This is a genomic window from Amycolatopsis sp. lyj-84 (assembly GCF_046549075.1).
Classification (GTDB): domain Bacteria; phylum Actinomycetota; class Actinomycetes; order Mycobacteriales; family Pseudonocardiaceae; genus Amycolatopsis.
The window spans coordinates 173,990-192,469 of record NZ_JAJPWO010000014.1; the positions used below are offsets into that span (position 1 = coordinate 173,990).

Here is an 18,480-nt window from a genome sequence, read left to right on the forward strand (position 1 = left end):
TGTCCGCGGGCGAAGGGAGGTTCTGCTGGTACCCCCGTTGAGACCCGACTTGAAGTAGTTCACGAGGGCCCGTGGGCCGACGGCAAAGTCTCGCGTCTAGGTACCCGATGCGGTCGTGGCGGTGCCGCCGTCGACCGGGACGATGGCGCCCGTCAGGTAAGACCCGGCCCGGCTGGCGAGGAAGACGGCGACACCTGCCATGTCGTCGTCGCGGCCGAGCCGGCGCAAGGGCGCCTTCGCCGCGATCGTGTCACCGATGGCATCGATCGTGGCCGCCATCATCCGCGACGGGAACACTCCCGGGGCCACCGCGTTCACCGTGACGTGCTGTGGGCCCAGTTCCCTGGCGAGCACCCTGGTGAGCTGATGGAGTGCCGCTTTGCTGCTGGCGTACGAGTAGTTGGGCGCCTCGGCGACGTGGATGGCGGCGATACTGCCGATGTTGATGATCCGCGCGGGATCATCGGCGGTGCCCGCCCTGCGCAGTGCGGGCAGCAGCGCCTGCACCAGCCAGAACGGCGACTTGAGGTTGAGGTCGATCACCGCGTCCCATGCCTCGGCCGGGAACGTCTCCAGCGGCTCGCGCCACATCGCTCCCGCGTTGTTGACGAGGATGTCCAGGCGTTCCGAGTCGGCCTTGACCAGATCAGCGAGGCGCTGACACTCATCGTATCTGGACAGGTCGGCGGGGATTGCTTGAACGTCGCCGAATTCGGACAGTTGACGCTGTGCCTCCGCGCACGCGTCTGCCTTGCGTGAGCTGACGACGACGCGGGCGCCCGCCTGCAGAAGGCCGCGCGCGATCATCATCCCAATGCCTCTGGTGCCGCCGGTGACAAGTGCGTACTTCCCACTCAGATCGAAAAGTCCTGAGTGAGTGGTGAACTGGTTGTCCGCCATGGGTCTTCGTCCCTTCTGCCGTGGACGCATGTGCTGACACGGTCACGCGTCCAGTGCAGCTGAATTGAACTGATGAAGGTAAATCTGCAGCTAACCGGAAGTCGACTCAAACAGGTTGACAGGCGTCCTGGACGTCTGGGAGTCCCTGGCGATACAGGTACTATGAGAGCCCCCTTGTCTGGCGCGTCGGCTCCCACCGCCACAATCCCCTCAGGCACAGTCATTTTCTTGATTGCTTTGATTCGTATTGCGACCCGGCATCGTCGTCGTGAATCGACGGTCAGGCCAATGTCGGACCTGCGTGGACGGGGTTACGTATCAGCTCCGAATCGCTGGAATCGAGTAGCCGCACTTCGAGTAAAAGCGGACCACGAGTACACCCTCCAACCGTGGAAGCGGGTTGTGACGAGGAAGCAGAAAGGCTGCTACGCCACCACCGGCTCTGCAAAGCACTTCTCCAACTATCGCCACACCGGAGCGAACGGAGCCCAATCGGAGACAGCGTAGGGCACGAAATCCGCAGCACTCGAGGCTTGAGCTCGAAGCAGTTGCCGCGTCATCCGGTCCGGCAACAGATGATCAAGGTCTACATTGACGTTCGCACCGAGGCCAGCTGCAGGGCAGCAGTGACGTCAAAGCCCGAGTGCGCGACACGCTCGGGATCTCGAACACCCAGCTCCCAGTCGCCGGCCGCAGCCAGCCTTCGCCTGACTGGCTATCCAACGCACCGAGCCTCAGAACGACCTACGACCCTGGCACTTATCGACGCAGGACCGTTCGAGTTCATGGAGACCCGCTGGAAATACCAGCCGGAGCTGATCCGAGCCAAATCGAACATCGGGCACGCGCGTCCGGCCTTCCACGTCGATCTCCCGGTCCTCATCCTCAGCGAGGATGAGGACGTGGGTGGCGTCCGCCGGAGAGGCGAACGCGTGCCATGCCGGCGTTCGACGGTCATGAGATCAGCGGTTCGGGTGATCGCGGTAGGCCGCGGCGATGACCCGCAGCTTGAGCCCGAGGTGCAGCATGAGCCGGTCGTCGCCGGAGTCCAGGCTGCACCCGCTGATCTGCTCGATCCGCTTGATGCGCTGGTACAGAGTGGCGCGGTGGACGTGCAGCGAGTCGGCGGCGCGCTGGATGTTGCCGCCGTGGTCGAAGAAGGCGGACAGCGTGGAGATCAGGACGTCGTGCGTGTCCTCCGCCTCCACCGCCGCGAGCGCCGGAACCTGCGACGCGTTGAGGAGGTCTTCGGGCGGGAGCTTCAGCAGCAGCTCGTAAGGACCCAGTTCACCCCAGCGGGCGAGCATCCCGAAACCAGGCAGCAGCAGGGCCGCGCGAGCAGCCAGCAACGCCTGCTGGTACGACGTGACGACGTCGCCGAGGACCGTCACGGAACCGCCGAGCCCGAACACCAGCCGCGCCTGCTCATCGCCGAGCAGCCGGAAGCGGCCCGTGATCCGCTCGGCGACCGCGTCGACGAGGGCCCGGGACGGCGGAACCCGCTGAACGAGCAGGATCCACGCGCGCCAGCGGTTCGTCGCCATCAGGGCTACGTCGTCGGCGACGGCCCGCAGCCCGTCCTCGACTGCTGCGTCGAACGCGACCTCTCGCGGTGTCGCGGAGGCCTGCGAAGCCGGGCACTGCACGGTGAGCACGGTGAAGTGGCCGCACTCGTCGCCGAAAAGCTGCTCGGCGTGCAGGTCTTCGATCGCTTGCGCACGCACCGCCGGGTCGGCGGAGACGAGTTCGCGCAGGATGCCTTCCTGACGTGCCTTCGACCGTTCGTGCAGCAGCAACCGGCGCAGGAGCACCACCCCGGCGGAGGCTGCTGCCTCGCCTGCTGCCGCCACCTCGCGGCCGGTGAACGCGCCGTCCTTGTCGATCAGCCACAGGTAGCCGAGCAGCATGCCGTTGCAGCGCACCGGCGCGCACAGCCTCGGCATCGCGCCCTCGACGTCGACGAAGCCGGGCGCGACCCAGCGGCTGATCCCATGGGCAAGGATGTCGTCGACGATCTCCGGCCGCACGGATCGGTTCATCACCGAGCTGACGCGGAGGGTGTCCTCGTCGCCGAAGTGGCGGCTGGCGGCGAGCAGGCGCAGGGCCGGGTCGTCGATCGCGACCGACCGCCGCAGGCGCTCGGCGAGTTCGTCCACGATGGACTGGAGGTCGCGGTCGGGCACACCCGTCCCTTCCCTCGGCGGATGCCGTCCACGGTAGCCGTCCCCAACCGGAGCCGGTCAGCCCATCACCGTGCCGGAGCTGCCCGAGTTGCGCTCGCGCCTGCGGGAGAACGCCCCGAGGTCGATCTCCAGGCCGGTGTGGGCGCCCCGGTAGCGGGCCGGGCGGGTGTCGTGGTCGGCGCCCGACTCGACGCGGTCGATCAGCGTGGCCATCAGCCTGCCGACGACGGGGGCGTTCTTGAACTGGTTGCCGCTGGTGCCCATCGCGACGTAGAACCCGGGCAGCTCGGTGCGGTCGTAGATCGGCGTCCAGTCGTCGGCGGCGTCGTACACGCCGACGATCCCGCGCGCCCGGTTCGGTACCCGCAGCCCGGTCAGCCGCCGTGCCGCCCGCGTGACCTGGGCTTCGAACACGGCCATGGTCGGGTTCGGCTGGGCGTCGTCGGGGTCGTCGAGCCAGTGCAGCGGGTCGCACGCCGGCTCGGTGCCACCCACGAGCAGGCCACCGCCGACCTCACCGCGGACGTAGACCCCCAGGTCCATGTCTGCCACAGCCGGCCCCACCCCGCCGGGCGGGTGATATCCCTCCGGTGCGAGCACGTGGGCGACTTCCTGCCGCAGCGGCCGTACGCCGATGGTGAAGTCTGCCCCGACTCCCGCCAGCTGGTTGAGCTTGCCCGACCACGGTCCCGCGGCGTTGACGACCACCGGTGCGGCGATCTTCGTGCCGTCCGCGAGCCCGACGGCGCTTGCCCGCCCGTGGCGTGATTCCACCGCGCACACCGTGGCGCGGAACCGGAACCGCGCGCCTTCCCGCGTGGCCGCCGCCGCGAGGTTCTGCGCGGCGAGCTGGGGGTCGGTGACGTACCCGGCGTCGGGGGTGTAGACGGCGCCGAGCGTGTCGGTGGTGTCGGCCCAGAAGGCGTCGTCGTCGATGCGCCGGGGCGGCCAGAACCGGCCTGCGTCGATGCCGGGCACGCAGTCGAGAAGGGTCGCGCTGTCCCATTCCTGGTAGGGCACGCCGACTTCGTCGAACAGCGGCAGCCAGCTGTCGCGCGGCGCGGCGGCGACGTCCAGCATGACCAGCCCGCTGCGCTCGAACCGGGCCAGGTCGCCGACGTCATGGCCGAGGTGCTCGCTCCACGCCGACCAGCAGAAGTGCGACTCCCAGGCGGTGGCCACACCGGCGAGAGTGGAGAAGTTGTACCGCACCACGGCACTCGACGCGCTCGTCGAGCCCTGTCCGGCGCCACTCGCGCGGTCCACCACCACGACCTGGCGTCCCGCCTTCGCCAGTTCGAGCGCGATCGCCGATCCGATCACGCCCGCGCCGACCACCACGACGTCCGCACTGAGTTGTGAGCTCATCGTCCTCGTCCTCCCTGTGCTTCAGCAAGCCGGCATGTGGCGCCCGAACCACTGCAGCACACGGGCGAGGAAGTCCGTCTGGGCGGGGAAAGCCCGGATACCGTGCCCTTCCTCCGGGTAGATCACCAGCGCCGATGGCACGCCGTGGGCGAGCAGGGCCTGGTGGAACTCACGAGCCTGGCCGGGTGGTGTGCACTTGTCCCGCGCGCCTGCGACGTTCAGGCACGGCGTCCGCACCTTGCTCGCCTGCAGCACCGGGCTGCGCAGGTGGGCGAGGGTGCCCGGCTGCTCGGGATCCGCGCCGAGGAAGCGGGTGCCCCACGCGGCGATGTTGCTGGTGAAGCTCTGGCTGTACCAGTTCGTCACCGGCGAGACGGGCACTGCAGCGGCGAACCGCGAGTCCTGGGTGACCAGCCACGACGACATGAACCCGCCGTAGCTGCCGCCGATCAGGCCGACTCGGGAGCCGTCGACGACCCCGCGCTCGACCAGCGCGTCGATTCCGGCGAGGTAGTCGTAGGTGTCGGCGCCACCCATGTCGCCGACCACCTGCCCGGCGAACTGCTGTCCGCGCCCGCAACTGCCCCTGGGGTTCGGGCTCAACACGGCGTAACCCCGCTCCACCAGCAACGGGACCCAGGGATACCGCATGGACCACGAGTTCTGGTACGCCCAGATCGGGCCGCCGTGGATGCTGACGACCAGCGGGAACGGGCCCTGCCCGTCCGGGCGGCACAGGATGCCGTCGATGTCCAGGCCGTCCGGCGCCGTCCAGGTGACGACCTCGGCCGACCCGGCCACCGAACGAAGGAACTCGGTTCCCGCGTGCGCCACCGTGGCGAGCGGCCGCCCGTCGCCCAGCACCAGTCGTGGCGCGAGTTCGTAGGAGTCCTGCACGGTCAGCACGCGGCCGTCCGCGGTGAACGCCCCTTGCGGGAGGAAACCTCCGCCGGAGCACGCCAGCTGTGTCGACAACACCTCGTCGACCTCGCCGCCGGGCACGCTGATGATCCCGGCGACCGAGTCGAGTCGCCGCAGCCCGATGTAGCCCAGGCGTCCGCTACCGATCCACTCCAGCTGCGTGACGTCCGTGCCGCGAGTGTCGATCCGCCGCACAGCACCGGTGGCCGTGTCGATGAGCACCACATCACCCGCGACCAGCAACCGGTCGCTGCAGACCGCTTCGACCGCGGTCACCCACCTGCCGTCCGGGGAACCGGTCGGCAATCCCAGCTGGACATCGCTGCCCAGCAGCTCGCGGACGCCGCCGTCGAGGTCGATCAGACTCAGGTGCGCGGTGTACCACGCGTCCTCGCCGGGTGCGTCGGACGCGATCGCCACGATCCGGCCGGGACCACACCACCCGGCTTCCCAGCAGTTCATACCGGCCGGAGAGACCTGAGTCGACTCGCCGGTCGCGACGGTGTGGACCCACAAGCTCCGCCACCCGGTGCCGTAAGTTCCGTCGTCGACCTCGGGGAACCAGGAGGGGCGCTCCCGGTCCGGTTTCGAGGCCGTGCCCGAGCCCTGTCCGCCGGAGAGGTCCGCCCCGAACCCCGCCACCCCGAGCAGCACCTTGCCGCCGTCGGGGGACCAATGGGCGTACTCGACGTGACCAGGAAGCTCCGGTGCGGGCCGCGCCTCCCCGAATCGGTCGTGATCGAGCAGGTAAAGCTGGAACACACCGGTCTCTTGCCGATCGGACAGTAAGGCGAGCGTGGTGCCGTCCGGCGAGAACCGCGCACCCCGCGACGAGCCCGGGCCACCGGTGACAGGCTGGAATTCACCGCCTTCCGCGGTGTAGATCGCGGTCCTGGGCACGCCCTCCAGCTCGTCGAACACCGCACCGGTTACCACTGTGCGCGAACCGTCCGGAGTCACGTGCGGCTCGCGGATCGCGTGCGGCTGGCCGAAGGCGGGCTCGTGAAGCGCTGTCAGGTGTGCCGTGACCCGTTGATGGATCTCTGTCGTGTCCACGTCTGCCACTCACGCGTTCCTTCCTGCTCGAGGTCGACCCGTCCCTGATTCTGAGCTCCGCGAGTGGCGCCGCACAGCCGACAAACGCCGATCTTCGCAGCAGCTGAACACGACATCTGTCGTTTTGGTTGGCTCGATGCCTGCCAAGTCTCAGTACACAGCGGATGGTCTCGCCGAAGTCGCTATCCACGATGGCGCGGCTTGCGCGACAACGTCGGTATCGGCGAGCGCAGCGAGGATGCGTGGTGTCCTGCGGGACGTCGCGGCTATGCGGGCGGGGCTCATACGGCCGCCGGACCAGCGCGAAGCCGCACTGGTGCGGACTGGACCACCGGCGGAGGATCGCGCAGGCGGGAGGCGACGGTGCCGACGTCGCCGAGTGGCCGTCGGCCCGGTAGCGAGACACGCGCGGAGCCTCTGAGTGGAAGCGAGAAGATACCGGCGTGACCGCAGAGCCCAAGCAGGAACTGCTGAACTGGCTACGTCACGTCATCGATCTCCGGCCTCCGCAGGTGGCTGTGAAACGAGCGAGACCTCGGCCGCGCGACCACTGGCAGCTCGGCAGCCAGCCCACGACGCTGCGCACGGACCCGGACCGCACCCGTGCGCTCGCGGCCACAACGGACTTCCCGCTCGGCTGGCTCTGGACCTGGCCTGCCGAAGAGGCCGCGTTCGATCGTGACGGCAGGATGAGCGGCCCGCTACCGGTGCACCTCATCGACGCGACGGCCGACGACATCAGGGAGTCGCTGCCGCCCCGGTTCGTGTTCGTCACCGACCCCCCTGGCCGAGCACACCGGCCACGGTGACGGCTTCCCGTTCCTGCCCTTCGCCCGCGACGTCGGCACCGGCGAGATCCACTACCTCGACAGGCGGCTGCGGATCCGCCGGTGCACACCACCGCCCCGCCACGATGCCGGACGGCGTACCCGTCACTCCGAACGTCGACCTGTTTCTCGCCGAACGGGTCAGCGACCAGGGTGCCGGTACCGAGTGGGTCGGGGTGGTCGTGAGTGGCGATTCGGGCTAGAACACGAATCGCCACTCACGACCCTCAGCACCCGATCAAGCCGCCTTTGCCTTGCCCCTCGCTAAATGGACGCCCGGGCAGCCCGTGAGGCGTCGGTCAAGGTGGTGCCCACACCGGATACGAGACCGCTGTGGACGCAGGTGAGGGTGACTTTGTAGCCACCTGGAGTCGTGGCGTACACGAAGGCACTGCAGGTGTCGCCACCGCCGAGCGCGATCTGTGCCAAGGCACGCGCTTCCGTACTGGCATCGGTGAGGGTGGTGCCGAGCCCGTCGATGAAGGAGAGCCCGATGCCCTTGCAGTTGAGGGTGGCTTTGTAGCCGCCGCTGACCGCGGAGTTCATGAAGGCCGAGCACCCGGCGGCGGGGGCGGCGTTCGCGGTGGCGGGCAGCGCGAGACTCGCGGCGGTGAACGCTCCGATCATGACCATCGTTCCTTTGGCCAGGCCGATCTTGCTGATGCTTTCGCGCATCGACACGTCCTTCCCTCTCTCGCGGCGCGAGGCGCCGGATCCGACGGGCCGAGCGGGCTGCCGGCCCGTCGGTGGTTCGACGATCGGAAACCCTTGCCGGTTCCGGAAAAGAGCCTCAGCCAGGATGGGCGATGAACCGGTTTCCCCAGAAGCCGCCGAACTTTACCGGATTTTCCGCGATGCTCCAGCCGAAGATGTTGTCCTCCCCGGTACTCACCAGCACCTCCCGGATGACGCTCGTCATCGGCCCGGGATGCTCCTCGTGCCAGGCATCCCGATCGTGGTAGACGACCGGCCACTCGTCCGGATCCGCCGGCCCGGTGATCCACCAGAACGTTCCGCCCGCACCGTCGTTCCCCCAGGGGTAGAGGCCACCGGGCTCCGGGAACAACCGGTAAGTGACACCGCGCAGGTAGCCGAGGTCTTCGTCGCCGAAGAACCCCAGCATCTGGTGGTTGTGCCTCTTGACGTTCGCGCATTCCTCGGCGCTTTGGCCGGGATTCGAAATCTCGATCACGCCGCGAAAACCGCCGGCAGGGAACCGCGTGAGCAACTCCTTGTAGTCACCGGGCAGCGGTGTTCCCAGTTCGCGTTCGACGGTGGTCCAGTCCAACTCCGGCCGGAAGTCACCGGCCTGCCAGCCGACGAGCTCGCAGATCTCGTCGACGTGCGACCGTCTTGGCGCGTGTGTCACATCTTCTCCTGGTCGGTCAGACTGGTTTCCTCACGAGGAATCCTGCCAGGCCGAACCGGCCACAGAGCGGCGATGTGTTCCTGAAGCGAGATGACGCTCGAGTGGCCGCGGGTGACGGCCTCGATGCCTTGCACCGCGGCGGCCAGCCCCTGGACCGTCGTGAGGTACGGGATTCCGCGGGCGGCCGCCGCGGTGCGGATCTCGTCTTGTCTTTTCCCGGGCAGGGTGTCGACGACCAAAACGATGTCGCCTGCCTCTACGAGGTCCACAAGGGAGTGTTCGCGGGCGATCGTGACCGGCAGCCCGAGGTACTGGAGGATGGTGCCGGTTCCTTCGGCGGCCAGGATTTCGAAACCGTTGTCCGCCAGTGCTTTCACCGGGAAGATCATCGACCGGTTGTCGCGGGCGGCGAACGCGGCGTAGATCCGGCCCTTGGTGGGCAGCGGGCCGGACGCGGCGGCCTGTGCCTTGGCGTAAGCGGTGCCGAAATTCGAGTCGATCCCCATCACCTCGCCCTGTTTGACCGCGACGGCGGCGTCCGGCGGGAAAGTGCCGCCGTCTCCGATGGGCGGCAAGAGGCCCTCGGCGCGCAGGTCGGCGATGCGGGCGCCGAGCATCACCCGCGCGGCGGCCTTGGCCAGCGGCACGCCGGTGGCCCTCGACACGAACGGGATGGTGCGGTCTTCCCGCGGATTCGCCTCCAGGACGGACAAAGCACCCGGCGTGAGCGCGTACCGGACGTTCAGCGGCCCGCGCAGCCCCGTGTTTTCGGCCAGGACTCGGGTGGCCTCACGGATCCTGGCGAGATCGGCGCGGCCGAGGGTGATCGGCGGTAGCACGCAGGCCGGGTCGCCGGGGGCTTCGAAGCGCTCCATCACCCCGCCCAGATACAACTCATGGCCGTCGTAGAGGGCGTCGACATCGATCTCGAGCGCGTCGCCGGTCGAGCCGGCGCCCGGCGGCCGCGCCGCCGTCACGAAACCGAGGCCGTCCAGGGTGTGACCGACGGCCAGTTTGACGGCGAGCGCACTGGAGCCGGTCACCCGGGAGTCGAACCCGGTCACGACCACACGGCCGCCGGGCGGGTCGACCGCGAACCGGACGGTGCAGCCACCGGGTCCGGCGCCGACCGCCCGGGTCACCGCGACGGCGACGTCGCACATCCGCCGGTACGCCCGGTCGGTCGGCGATCCTTCCGACGAGCAGGCGACGGCCACCGTGTCTTCGTGGTCGCGGACCACTTCGAGCTCGAACTTCTCCCAGCCGGGCACGGACGTTTCCGGCACCATCTCGGCCCCCGCCCGCCCGGCGATCCGGGCGAGCTCCTCGGGATTCTCGCCTGCCAGGATCGCGTCGATACCGGTGCCGATCAGCTCGACGCCGTACCGGGTCAGCACCCCGGACTCGTACAGGGCGACCGTGGTGTCGAGCGCGGCCTGCCCGCCGAGGGTGGCGAGCAGGGCGTCCGGCCGTTCCCTGGCGATGACCTGCTCGACCGTGCCGGGGTCGATCGGCTCCAGGTAGGTGGAATCGGCGAACTCCGGATCGGTCGTCATCGTCGCCAGGTTGCTGTCGACCACCGTGACCCGCAGGCCCGCCGCCTTGAGCACCCGGCACGCGGCGGCGGTATGGCGGAGCACAACCGGACCGGAGCCGATCACCAGCACCGACCGCGGTTCAGGAGGCCGCGGCATGGGTGTCGTCGGGGGCGGGCCAGCGTCTGCCCGCTTCCCAATAGGACTGGACCTCGTCCAGCGACCGGCCCTTCGTCTCCGGAGCGAGAAAGAACACGAAGATCCAGGCCAGAGCCGTGATGGCGAAGAGGACGAGGAAGGTCAGCAGGCCGCCGATGGCGTTGAGCACGTCGAGGAAGAACTGGGCCACGAACAGGTTCGTCGTGAGATTCGTCAGCAGCATCACCGACGCCCCGGCGCCCCGAAGGTGATCCGGGAAACCTTCGGCGGCGAAGACCCACACCAGCGCCCCGAAGCCCGAGTTGAAGCCGACGATGAAGGCGATGAGACCGAGAAAGCCGACCACACCGGGAGAATCGGTGGCGAAGCCGATCACCAGCAGCGCGTGTCCCAGCCCCATCAGGGTGGTACCGGTGAGCAGCACCGGCCGCCTGCCGAACCGGTCGATCGTCAGCGCGCAGACGAGCGCCGCGGCGGCACCGGCGAGCTGGACGAAACCGGGCAGGACGAGCAGTCCGAAGTCATCGGTGTAGCCGATGTGCTGGAAGATCCGCGGGCTGAAGAAGACCATCGCGTTGATGCCGGTGGCCTGGACGAAAAACCCCAGTGTGACGACGAAAAGCGTGAGTCTCCGGTAACGGGGCCCGAAGATCGCGCGCACGACGCCCACCTGGCGTGCGGCTCCCTCCCGCCGGAGCTGCCGCCAGCGTTCGGTCTCGGGCAGCCCCAGCAGCCACAACGCGGTGGCGAGGGCGAGGACGCCGGGAATGGCGAGCATCAGCCGCCATTGCCCGCTGTCCGCGAGGAAGTAGCCGCCGAAGTAGCCCATCGCGATCCCGACGGAGGTCGCCACCTGGTAGAGGACCGCGATGCGCCCGCGAGCGCGCGTGGTGGCCGATTCGGCGATGAAGATCGGGGTCGTCACGATGGCGATGCCGATCGCGGTGCCCTGCCCGAACCGGCCCGCGCCCAGCCACAGCGGATTCGCCGCCGTGACGGCGATGCCGGTGGCCACCAGGTACAGGAGTGTCAAGCCGAGCAGGGTCTTGCGGCGGCCGAGGGCGTTGACGAGCTTGCTGCCCACAACGGCGCCGGCGATCCAGCCCGCCGCCGTGGCGGCGTACAGCGAACCCTGCTGTGTCGTCGTGAGGTCGAAGTGGTCGGTGACCAGCAGCAGCGCGCCCGCCATCGCGGTGGCGTCGTAGCCGCAGGTCAATCCCAGGATCAGGGCGAAAATGCTCACTCTGGCGTCCTGCGAGTAGCCCCTCACGCCGGGGCCGCCGCTTTCAGCGCGGTCATCACGGCGGGATGCACACCGGCCGAAGCCAGGCAGACCTCGAAGACCCGATCCGCCTTCGTCAGCGGGTCGGTGAGATCCAGCGGCCGCCCGTCGAGATCGGTGCAGACCCCGCCGCATTCCCCCAGAACGCACAACGCGGCCGCCACGTCCCAGATCCGGCAGCTGCGATGCACGAACGCCCCGTAAGCGCCGTCGGCCACCATGCAGATGTCGAAGACGCTGTTGCTCATGCGGACGCCGAGGCACGCCGTACCGAGTGCCGCGGCGAGCCTGCCTTCGGCGGCCATCAGGCCGGGCGGGCCCTTGTCCATTCCGAAGGCCACCAACGACTTCTCCGGACCGGTGGCCGGGAGCGGTCCGAGCGGCTGCCCGTTGCGCGTGGCGCCCTTGCCGGCTTCGGCGACGTAAACGGTGTCGAACGACGGCAGCGCGAGCCCGCCCGCGAGGACGCCCCCGGCGCCGACCGCCGCCATCATCACCCCGTAGAGCGGGCTGCCCGCGGCGTAATTGCTCGTGCCGTCCAACGGATCCACGATCCAGGTGACCTCGTCGTCGCCGGGGGTCGCCCCGCTCTCCTCTTCCAGGATCGCGTGCCGCGGATACCGTTCCCTGATCCGCCCGGTCAGCAGCGCGCCGACGGCGAGGTCCGTGTCGGTCACGAGCTGGTTCACGTCCGACGACTTGACCGTCGTCTCGCCGGTGCCCCGCATTCCCACGGCCACTTTGGACGCCTCACGAAGGCAGGTCTCGATGAACTCCGCGAATCCGGGATCCGGTCCGGTCATGGCGCGACCTTGGCGTATTCCGCGATGATGGGCTGCTCCGGAGTGATCACGGTGTCCGGGATCTCGTCCAGCCCGAAGAACCGCCAGGTGCTGTTCTCCGCGGTGTCCAGGACGATGGTGGCGTCCTCCGGCAGGCGGGCCACGTACGCGGCGGTGATGTTGTAGATCTCGTCGCCGTGCGGATAGCGGTAGTAGTACTCCGCTCCGGAAAAGAGCCCCAGCAGGTTCAGGTCGCCGATCTCCAGGCCGATCTCCTCCTTGACCTCCCGCCGTCCGGTCTCCTCGAACGACTCCCCCGGCTCCATGAGGCCGCCGGGCAGCCCCCAGCCGCCGGTGTCGACCCGCTCCAGCAGCAGGACGCGGTCGGCAGGATCGGTGATCACGACCGAGGTCCCCGGAAGGATCAGCGGCCGGGTTCCGACCAGTTTCCGCAGTTCCGCCACGTAGTCGTTCACGATGCTCTACCGCCTGCTTTCTGTGCTGTCGCGGATATTTCGCGGATGAGGTCGCAGATCTCGTCGACGACCCCCGCGGGCATATGAGAGTAGAGCGGCAGCGTGATCATGCTCGAAGCCAGTTCTTCGGTCACCGGCAGCTCCGCGACGGCGGGGACGTCCCGATAGGCGGTCTGCTGGTGCAAGGCCGGGCTGAAGTACTTGCGAGTGCTGACGTTCTCCTGCGCCAGCCGTTCGGCCAGTTCGTCGCGGGGCATCCCGAAGCGGGTGGCGTCGACACGGATCCCCAGGTCCTTGTACGAAGTCGCGGCGCCCTCCGGAATCGTCTGGAACTCCAGGCCGGGCAGTCCGTCCAGCCGGGAGCGATAGCGCTCCGCCAGGGAACGCCTGATGCCGATCCAGTGGGAGAACCGGTTGAGCGCGTGTACGCCCATGAACCCGGAGACCTCCGTCATCCGGCCGTTGAGTCCGGCGAACCGGCTGTCGTAGTCGCCGGGATTGCCGTATTCGCGTGCCATCCTCAGCTTGGCGGCGAGAGCGGCGTCGTTCGTCGTGATCAGCCCGCCCTCGCCGGTGCTGAGGGTTTTGGTCGGGCTGAGGCTGAACACCTCGGCCACCCCTTTGCTGCCGACCATGCTCCCGTCGGGGTAGCGGCTGCCGAAGCCGTGCGCGGAGTCGAAGACGAGCGGAATCCCCCGGGAGTCGCACAGTTCCTGCAACGGACCGGCGTCGCACGGGACCCCGAACGTGTGCACCGCCAGCACGGCGGCCGCTTCCGGCAGGAGCGGGGCCACGGCCTCCGGGTCGAGGGTCCAGGTGCGGGGATCCGAGTCGGCGAACCGGATCCCGTGCCCTGCCCAGCGGAGGGCGTGGCCGGAAGCCATGAAGGTGAAACTCGGGACGACGACGTCACCGGTCAGCTCCAGGCAGCGGAACACGAGCATCAACCCGGTGGTGCAGTTGCTGACCGCGACCGCGTGATCGACCCCCAGGTACACGCTCGCGGCTTCCTCGAATTCCCTTACGTACCGCCCGTTGGTGAGCATCCCCGACTGGAGGATCTCCTTGACGGCCAGCTCCATCTCGGCATCGGCTTCCACGGTCGGGCGGACCATGGGCACGAGTTCGGGAAAACGTCTCGGCCGGGTGTTCGGGCTGAGGTCGGTCATGGTCGGGCTCCTGAGGGTGGAAGACGGAAACTCACGCCGAGACCGGGTCAACGCGCTGGGCCACCGCGGTCAGGTAGTTGCTGTAGCGAGGCGAGGCGAAGTCCGAGTACTTCCCTTCGCGCATGGCGTCCCGGATCTCCCGGGCGGTGTCGACGACCCGGCGGCTCGGGGTGAAGCCCAGTTCCCGCCGGATGGGATCGAAGTTCACCCGGTAGTTCCGTGGATCGGTGTGCTCTTCGAGGATCTCCATGCGGACGCCGTCGATCTCCTCGGCGATCAGCTTGCCGATGGAGTCCATGCGGTAGTTCTCTTCGCCGAAGCCGCAGTTGTAGATACTCGGGGCGGTGGGCCGGTCGTCCTGGAGTACCAGGTGCACCGCCGCGGCGGCGTCCTCGACGTGCAGGAAGGGCCGCCACTGGGTCCCGCCGTGCACGGTGACCCGGCCGTGTTCCACGGCGTTCGCCGTCATGATGTTGACGGCGAGGTCGAACCGCATCCGCGGGGAAAGGCCGTGGATGGTGGCGAACCGCAGCAGACGAGGGGAAAGCTCGTCACGGGGCAGGGAGAGCAGGTAGTGCTCGGACAGCACCTTGGATTCGGCATAGACCGACTGGGGCGCCATGGGTGACAGGACGCCCACTTCCGTGTCCGCCGTGAATCCGTAGTTGCTGCAAGTGGAAGCGAAGACCAGCGACCGGATCCCGGCCCGCCGGCACGCCTCGGCGACCCGGATGGTGCCGAGATAGTTGACGTCCCAGGCGGTGTCCGTGTCGACGCCGCAGGCCGGATCGCCCACGATCGCCGCCAGGTGCACCACCGCGTCCACCCTGTCGAGGGCCTTGTCCCAGGCACCCGTGTCGAGGACGTCGCCGTCGATGTAGGTGACCCCGGGCAGTTCGAGTTCCGGACCGCCGACCAGACCGTTGTCGACGACCACGACCTCTGCCCCGGTTCGGCAGAGTCGCCTGGTCAGGACCGATCCGATATACCCTCGCCCGCCGGTGATCAGGTACTTCTTCATCGCGCGTCGTCTCCCAGCCTGGCGTCGGCCACCACGATCTGACCGAGCGAAATGCCGCCGTCGTTGGTCGGCACCTGCTGGTGGCAGTACGGGTCGAATCCCGCCTTCCGCAGCTCCACCATGCAGTTGACCACCAGGAACTCGTTCAAGAAGACGCCGCCGGAGAGCACCACCCGGTGCGTTCCGGACTCCCGGAGCGCCTGGCATCGGTCGACGACCATGTCGACCACGGCCGAGTGGAAACGACGGCTCAACGTGGCGGAGTCCAGCCCCGCCGCCCGGTCCGCGGCGAGCGCCCTGATCACCGGCCGAGGGTCGATTTCCCGGTCGTTCAGGCCGAATCGGTACCGGTGTTCCTGCTCGGCCATGGTGAAGTCGCGTTCGAGCAGACCCTCCAGCTCGATCGGGCCCTGCGCCTCGTATTCGGCGTGTGTGGTGATGGCGAGCAACGCGGCGACGCCGTCGAACAACCGGCCCATACTGGACGCGGGTGGAGCGTTGATCCCACGCTGCGCCATGGTCGCGAAGACGTGCCGCGCCTGCTCGTCGAGGGTCTCCAGCACCGGAAAGGCGTTGACCGCGGCGGAAGTCTCGCCGAACGCGTCCAGCGCCAGCGCGAACCCCGTCCTGATCGGTTCGGTGACCGCCTTGTCGCCGCCCAAAAGCGGCACGGTCCGCAGATGCGCGACGCGACGTGCATCGCGATAGCCGCCGACGAGGAACTCGCCACCCCAGATGGTGCCGTCGTCGCCGTAGCCGGTGCCGTCGAAGATGACACCGATGGTCTCGCCGTCGAGCCGGTTCTCCGCCATACAGGAGGCCATGTGCGCGTGATGGTGCTGGACCGGGACGACCTGCTCGAAGGTTTCGCCCTGCTCCTGAAAGGCGAACCGGGTCGCGCGGAACTGCGGATGCAGGTCCACCGCGGCGTGCCGCGGATGCAGGTCGTGGAGATCGGCGAGATGACGGACGGCTTCCCGATGCGCGCTGAAGGTCTCGTCGTTCTTGATGTCGCCGATGTGCTGGCTGACGTAGACACGTGAGCCGCTGCTCAACGCGACGGTCGTCTTCAGCTCGGCGCCATAGGCCACCAGCGGCGCCAGTTGCGTGCCGACCTCCACGGGATACGGCGCGTAGCCGCGGGACCGGCGGATGAAACCGACCAGTGGCTCGCCGAGTTCGGGATGCTCGGAGTACCGGACGATCGAGTCGTCGACCCGGACTTCGATGTCGCGGTCGTTGTAGAGGATCAGGTCGGCGACGGCGAAGAGCTGCGCCAGCGCGTCTTCGTTGCGGTACACGATCGGGTAGCCGGAAATGTTGCCGCTGGTCATGACCAGGGTGTCCAGACCGGCGTGGTCGAGCAGAAGGTGGTGCACCGGCGCGGAGGGGAGCATGACGCCGAGATTGGGGTTACGCGGGGCGATCTGCTCCGGCAGTCCCGGGGATCGCTTGCGCAGCAACACGATCGGCCGGGCAGGCGAGAGCAGCAGTTCGGCCTCGGCGGGACGGACCTCGGCGAACTCTTCGACGGTGCCCAGATCGCGGGCCATCACCGCGAACGGCTTGGAATCACGCCGTTTGCGGGTCCGCAGCCGGGCGACCGCCTCGCCGTCACGGGCGTTGACCGCGAGATGGAATCCGCCGACACTCTTGACCGCGACGATGCCGCCCTCGGCGAGTGCCGCCGTGGCCGCGGCGAGCGCTTCCTCCCCCGAAGCCGCCTCGCCACCGGTACCGGCCAGCAACAGCCGGGGACCGCAGTCGGGGCAGGCGTTGGGCTGGGCGTGATAGCGACGGTCCAGCGGGTCCCCGTACTCGGTGGCACACGGGCCGCACATGGTGAAGCCCGCCATCGTGGTGACGGCCCGGTCGTAGGGCAGCTCGCGGATGATCGAGTACCGCGGGCCGCAGTTGGTGCAGTTGATGAACGGATACCGGTAGCGGCGGTCGGCCGGATCACGCAGCTCGGCGCGGCAGTCGGCGCAGACGTAGGAGTCGGCGGGCACGACCGTGGTCCGGAGGCCGCTGTGCCTGCTTTCCCTGATGGTGAACCCCTCCGGGCGCGCCTCGGCCTCGGGCAGGTCGTTCACCTGGACCGCCGTGACCCTGGCCTGGGGCGGCGCCTGCGTGCTGAGGCCTTCGGTGAAGCGGTGCACCTCCTCCGGCCTGCCGGTGACCTCGATCAGCACACCCTCCGGGTCGTTGAGCACCCAGCCGGTCAGGTCGCAGTTCAACGCGAGCTTGTAGACGAAGGGCCGGTACCCCACGCCCTGGACCACCCCTGCCACGCGAATACTCCGCCGGACACTCACATCACTACTCGGCATCTCGTCACCTCCCCGCTCAGCACTTCACTGATCAGCACAGACGCGGCAGCTCGGCACCCTGAAGTTCCTCGACCACGGAATCCCGTCCGTCCGCGTCGCGCCTCAGCACGATCGGATCCGCGTCTCCGGTCACCTCGCCGATCGTCGTCGCCTCGGCGCCGTACTTGTGCGAGCGGAGCACGGCCAGGACTTCCTGCTCCGCCGCCGGATCGACGAACAGGCACAGACAGCCTTCGTTGGCGGCGTGAATCGCGTTGATTCCCAGCATGTCCGCGGCCATCACGGTCTCGAACTGAATGGGCAGCCGGTCCTGTTCGAACCGGACGGCGTGCCCGGACGCCCTGGCGTACTCGTGCAGGACGGCGGCCAGCCCGCCGCGGGTGACGTCCCGGACCGAATGCACCGCGCCCTCGCCGACCGTCGTCAGCAGCGTGTCCATGAGCCCGTTGAGCGGCGCGCAATCGCTCAGCACCCGCTGCTCGAAGCCGAGGCCCTCGCGGATCGACAGCAGGTGCACCGTGTGGTTGCCGATCGGTCCGCTGAGGATCACCCGGTCACCGGGCCGGACGTCGCGCATCCGCAGCGGCGCGCGCTCGAAGACGCCGATGCCGGCGGTGTTGAGGTAGATCTGGTCGACCTCGCCCTTGCGGACCACTTTGGTGTCACCGCAGACGATCTGGACGCCCGCCTCGAGCGCCGTCTCCCGGATCGACGTGCACACCTGGTGGAGCCGGGCCATCGGCAGCCCCGTCTCCAGGATCATCCCGAGTGTCAGGTAGAGCGGCCGCGCGCCGACCACGGCGAGGTCGTTCACCGTGCCACAGACCGAGATCTTGCCGATGTCCCCGTTGCCGAAGAACGGCGGATCGGCCACGAACGAGTCCGTGGTCATCGCGATCCGCCCGGCGGGAAGGGACAGCATCGCGCTGTCCTCCATCTCGCCGATGTACACCTCGCCGAGTGTCTCGACGACGAAGGAGATCAACTCACCGCTGAGCTTGGCTCCGCTTCCGTGGTCCAGAACGACCTCGTCGAGGCCGGTCACCGAGTCTGTCATCGGGCGTCCTACCTTCCTTTCTTCGAGCGAGGGCCGGAAGCCCTT

15 protein-coding genes are annotated in these 18,480 nt (G+C 68.5%); 1 reads left to right on the forward strand and 14 read right to left on the reverse strand.

From position 1 onward, the window contains the following. Window positions 1-96: 96 nt before the first annotated feature. From ACLJRM_RS34600 to ACLJRM_RS34615, 4 genes are all read right to left on the reverse strand, one after another. Window positions 97-900, reverse strand: a complete 804-nt coding sequence (locus ACLJRM_RS34600) for an SDR family oxidoreductase (RefSeq protein ID WP_410665478.1) — start codon at window positions 898-900, stop codon at window positions 97-99. A 962-nt stretch (window positions 901-1,862) separates the two neighbouring features. Then, window positions 1,863-3,083, reverse strand: a complete 1,221-nt coding sequence (locus tag ACLJRM_RS34605; RefSeq protein WP_410665479.1) for a PucR family transcriptional regulator — start codon at window positions 3,081-3,083, stop codon at window positions 1,863-1,865. 57 nt (window positions 3,084-3,140) lie between these two features. Next, window positions 3,141-4,451, reverse strand: coding sequence for an NAD(P)/FAD-dependent oxidoreductase (locus ACLJRM_RS34610; RefSeq protein ID WP_410665480.1), 1,311 nt, complete (start codon window positions 4,449-4,451; stop codon window positions 3,141-3,143). A gap of 21 nt (window positions 4,452-4,472) precedes the next feature. Then, complete coding sequence (locus ACLJRM_RS34615; protein ID WP_410665481.1) at window positions 4,473-6,437, reverse strand: prolyl oligopeptidase family serine peptidase; 1,965 nt, start codon at window positions 6,435-6,437, stop codon at window positions 4,473-4,475. A 434-nt stretch (window positions 6,438-6,871) separates the two neighbouring features. On the opposite strand from ACLJRM_RS34615, the gene ACLJRM_RS34620 reads away from it, so the two are divergent. Continuing rightward, window positions 6,872-7,237 carry a hypothetical protein gene (locus tag ACLJRM_RS34620; RefSeq protein WP_410665482.1) on the forward strand — a complete coding sequence of 122 codons (366 nt, stop codon included), beginning with the start codon at window positions 6,872-6,874 and terminating at the stop codon, window positions 7,235-7,237. Between the two features lie 282 nt (window positions 7,238-7,519). Here the strand turns inward: ACLJRM_RS34620 and ACLJRM_RS34625 are convergent, their stop codons facing one another. From ACLJRM_RS34625 to hypE, 10 genes are all read right to left on the reverse strand, one after another. Further along, window positions 7,520-7,930, reverse strand: coding sequence for a hypothetical protein (locus ACLJRM_RS34625; protein ID WP_101606233.1), 411 nt, complete (start codon window positions 7,928-7,930; stop codon window positions 7,520-7,522). Window positions 7,931-8,045: 115 nt separating this feature from the next. After that, entirely contained in the window at window positions 8,046-8,624 is a 579-nt protein-coding gene (locus ACLJRM_RS34630; protein ID WP_410665483.1) for an SMI1/KNR4 family protein, read from the reverse strand. Next, window positions 8,621-10,318: a hypothetical protein gene (locus ACLJRM_RS34635; protein ID WP_410665484.1), complete on the reverse strand. Its 1,698-nt coding sequence runs from the start codon at window positions 10,316-10,318 to the stop codon at window positions 8,621-8,623. Before ACLJRM_RS34635 ends, ACLJRM_RS34630 begins: the two co-directional genes overlap by 4 nt. Then, window positions 10,302-11,561: an MFS transporter gene (locus tag ACLJRM_RS34640; RefSeq protein WP_410665485.1), complete on the reverse strand. Its 1,260-nt coding sequence runs from the start codon at window positions 11,559-11,561 to the stop codon at window positions 10,302-10,304. Before ACLJRM_RS34640 ends, ACLJRM_RS34635 begins: the two co-directional genes overlap by 17 nt. 23 nt (window positions 11,562-11,584) lie before the next feature. Then, window positions 11,585-12,403 carry an inositol monophosphatase family protein gene (locus ACLJRM_RS34645; RefSeq protein WP_410665486.1) on the reverse strand — a complete coding sequence of 273 codons (819 nt, stop codon included), beginning with the start codon at window positions 12,401-12,403 and terminating at the stop codon, window positions 11,585-11,587. Then, entirely contained in the window at window positions 12,400-12,858 is a 459-nt protein-coding gene (locus ACLJRM_RS34650; RefSeq protein ID WP_101606229.1) for an NUDIX hydrolase, read from the reverse strand. The genes ACLJRM_RS34645 and ACLJRM_RS34650 overlap by 4 nt, the downstream gene beginning before the upstream one ends. Further along, the gene (locus ACLJRM_RS34655) at window positions 12,855-14,027 is read right to left on the reverse strand and encodes a DegT/DnrJ/EryC1/StrS family aminotransferase (protein WP_101606228.1); all 1,173 of its coding nucleotides are present in this window, start codon (window positions 14,025-14,027) and stop codon (window positions 12,855-12,857) included. The genes ACLJRM_RS34650 and ACLJRM_RS34655 overlap by 4 nt, the downstream gene beginning before the upstream one ends. 31 nt (window positions 14,028-14,058) lie before the next feature. Beyond that, the gene (locus tag ACLJRM_RS34660; RefSeq protein WP_410665487.1) at window positions 14,059-15,048 is read right to left on the reverse strand and encodes an NAD-dependent epimerase/dehydratase family protein; all 990 of its coding nucleotides are present in this window, start codon (window positions 15,046-15,048) and stop codon (window positions 14,059-14,061) included. Further along, on the reverse strand, window positions 15,045-17,339 hold the full coding sequence (gene hypF, locus ACLJRM_RS34665) for a carbamoyltransferase HypF (RefSeq protein WP_410665488.1): 2,295 nt from the start codon (window positions 17,337-17,339) through the stop codon (window positions 15,045-15,047). Before hypF ends, ACLJRM_RS34660 begins: the two co-directional genes overlap by 4 nt. A 70-nt stretch (window positions 17,340-17,409) precedes the next feature. After that, the gene (hypE, locus tag ACLJRM_RS34670) at window positions 17,410-18,435 is read right to left on the reverse strand and encodes a hydrogenase expression/formation protein HypE (protein WP_410665489.1); all 1,026 of its coding nucleotides are present in this window, start codon (window positions 18,433-18,435) and stop codon (window positions 17,410-17,412) included. Window positions 18,436-18,480 lie beyond the last annotated feature (45 nt).

Bases quoted from the DNA above. Each gene is read 5' to 3' on its own strand.
- ACLJRM_RS34600 (WP_410665478.1), bottom strand. From the start codon at position 900: ATGGCGGACAACCAGTTCACCACTCACTCAGGACTTTTCGATCTGAGT.
- ACLJRM_RS34610 (WP_410665480.1), bottom strand. From the start codon at position 4,451: ATGAGCTCACAACTCAGTGCGGACGTCGTGGTGGTCGGCGCGGGCGTG.
- ACLJRM_RS34625 (WP_101606233.1), bottom strand. From the start codon at position 7,930: ATGCGCGAAAGCATCAGCAAGATCGGCCTGGCCAAAGGAACGATGGTC.
- ACLJRM_RS34635 (WP_410665484.1), bottom strand. From the start codon at position 10,318: ATGCCGCGGCCTCCTGAACCGCGGTCGGTGCTGGTGATCGGCTCCGGT.
- ACLJRM_RS34645 (WP_410665486.1), bottom strand. From the start codon at position 12,403: ATGACCGGACCGGATCCCGGATTCGCGGAGTTCATCGAGACCTGCCTT.
- ACLJRM_RS34655 (WP_101606228.1), bottom strand. From the start codon at position 14,027: ATGACCGACCTCAGCCCGAACACCCGGCCGAGACGTTTTCCCGAACTC.
- ACLJRM_RS34660 (WP_410665487.1), bottom strand. From the start codon at position 15,048: ATGAAGAAGTACCTGATCACCGGCGGGCGAGGGTATATCGGATCGGTC.
- hypE (WP_410665489.1), bottom strand. From the start codon at position 18,435: ATGACAGACTCGGTGACCGGCCTCGACGAGGTCGTTCTGGACCACGGA.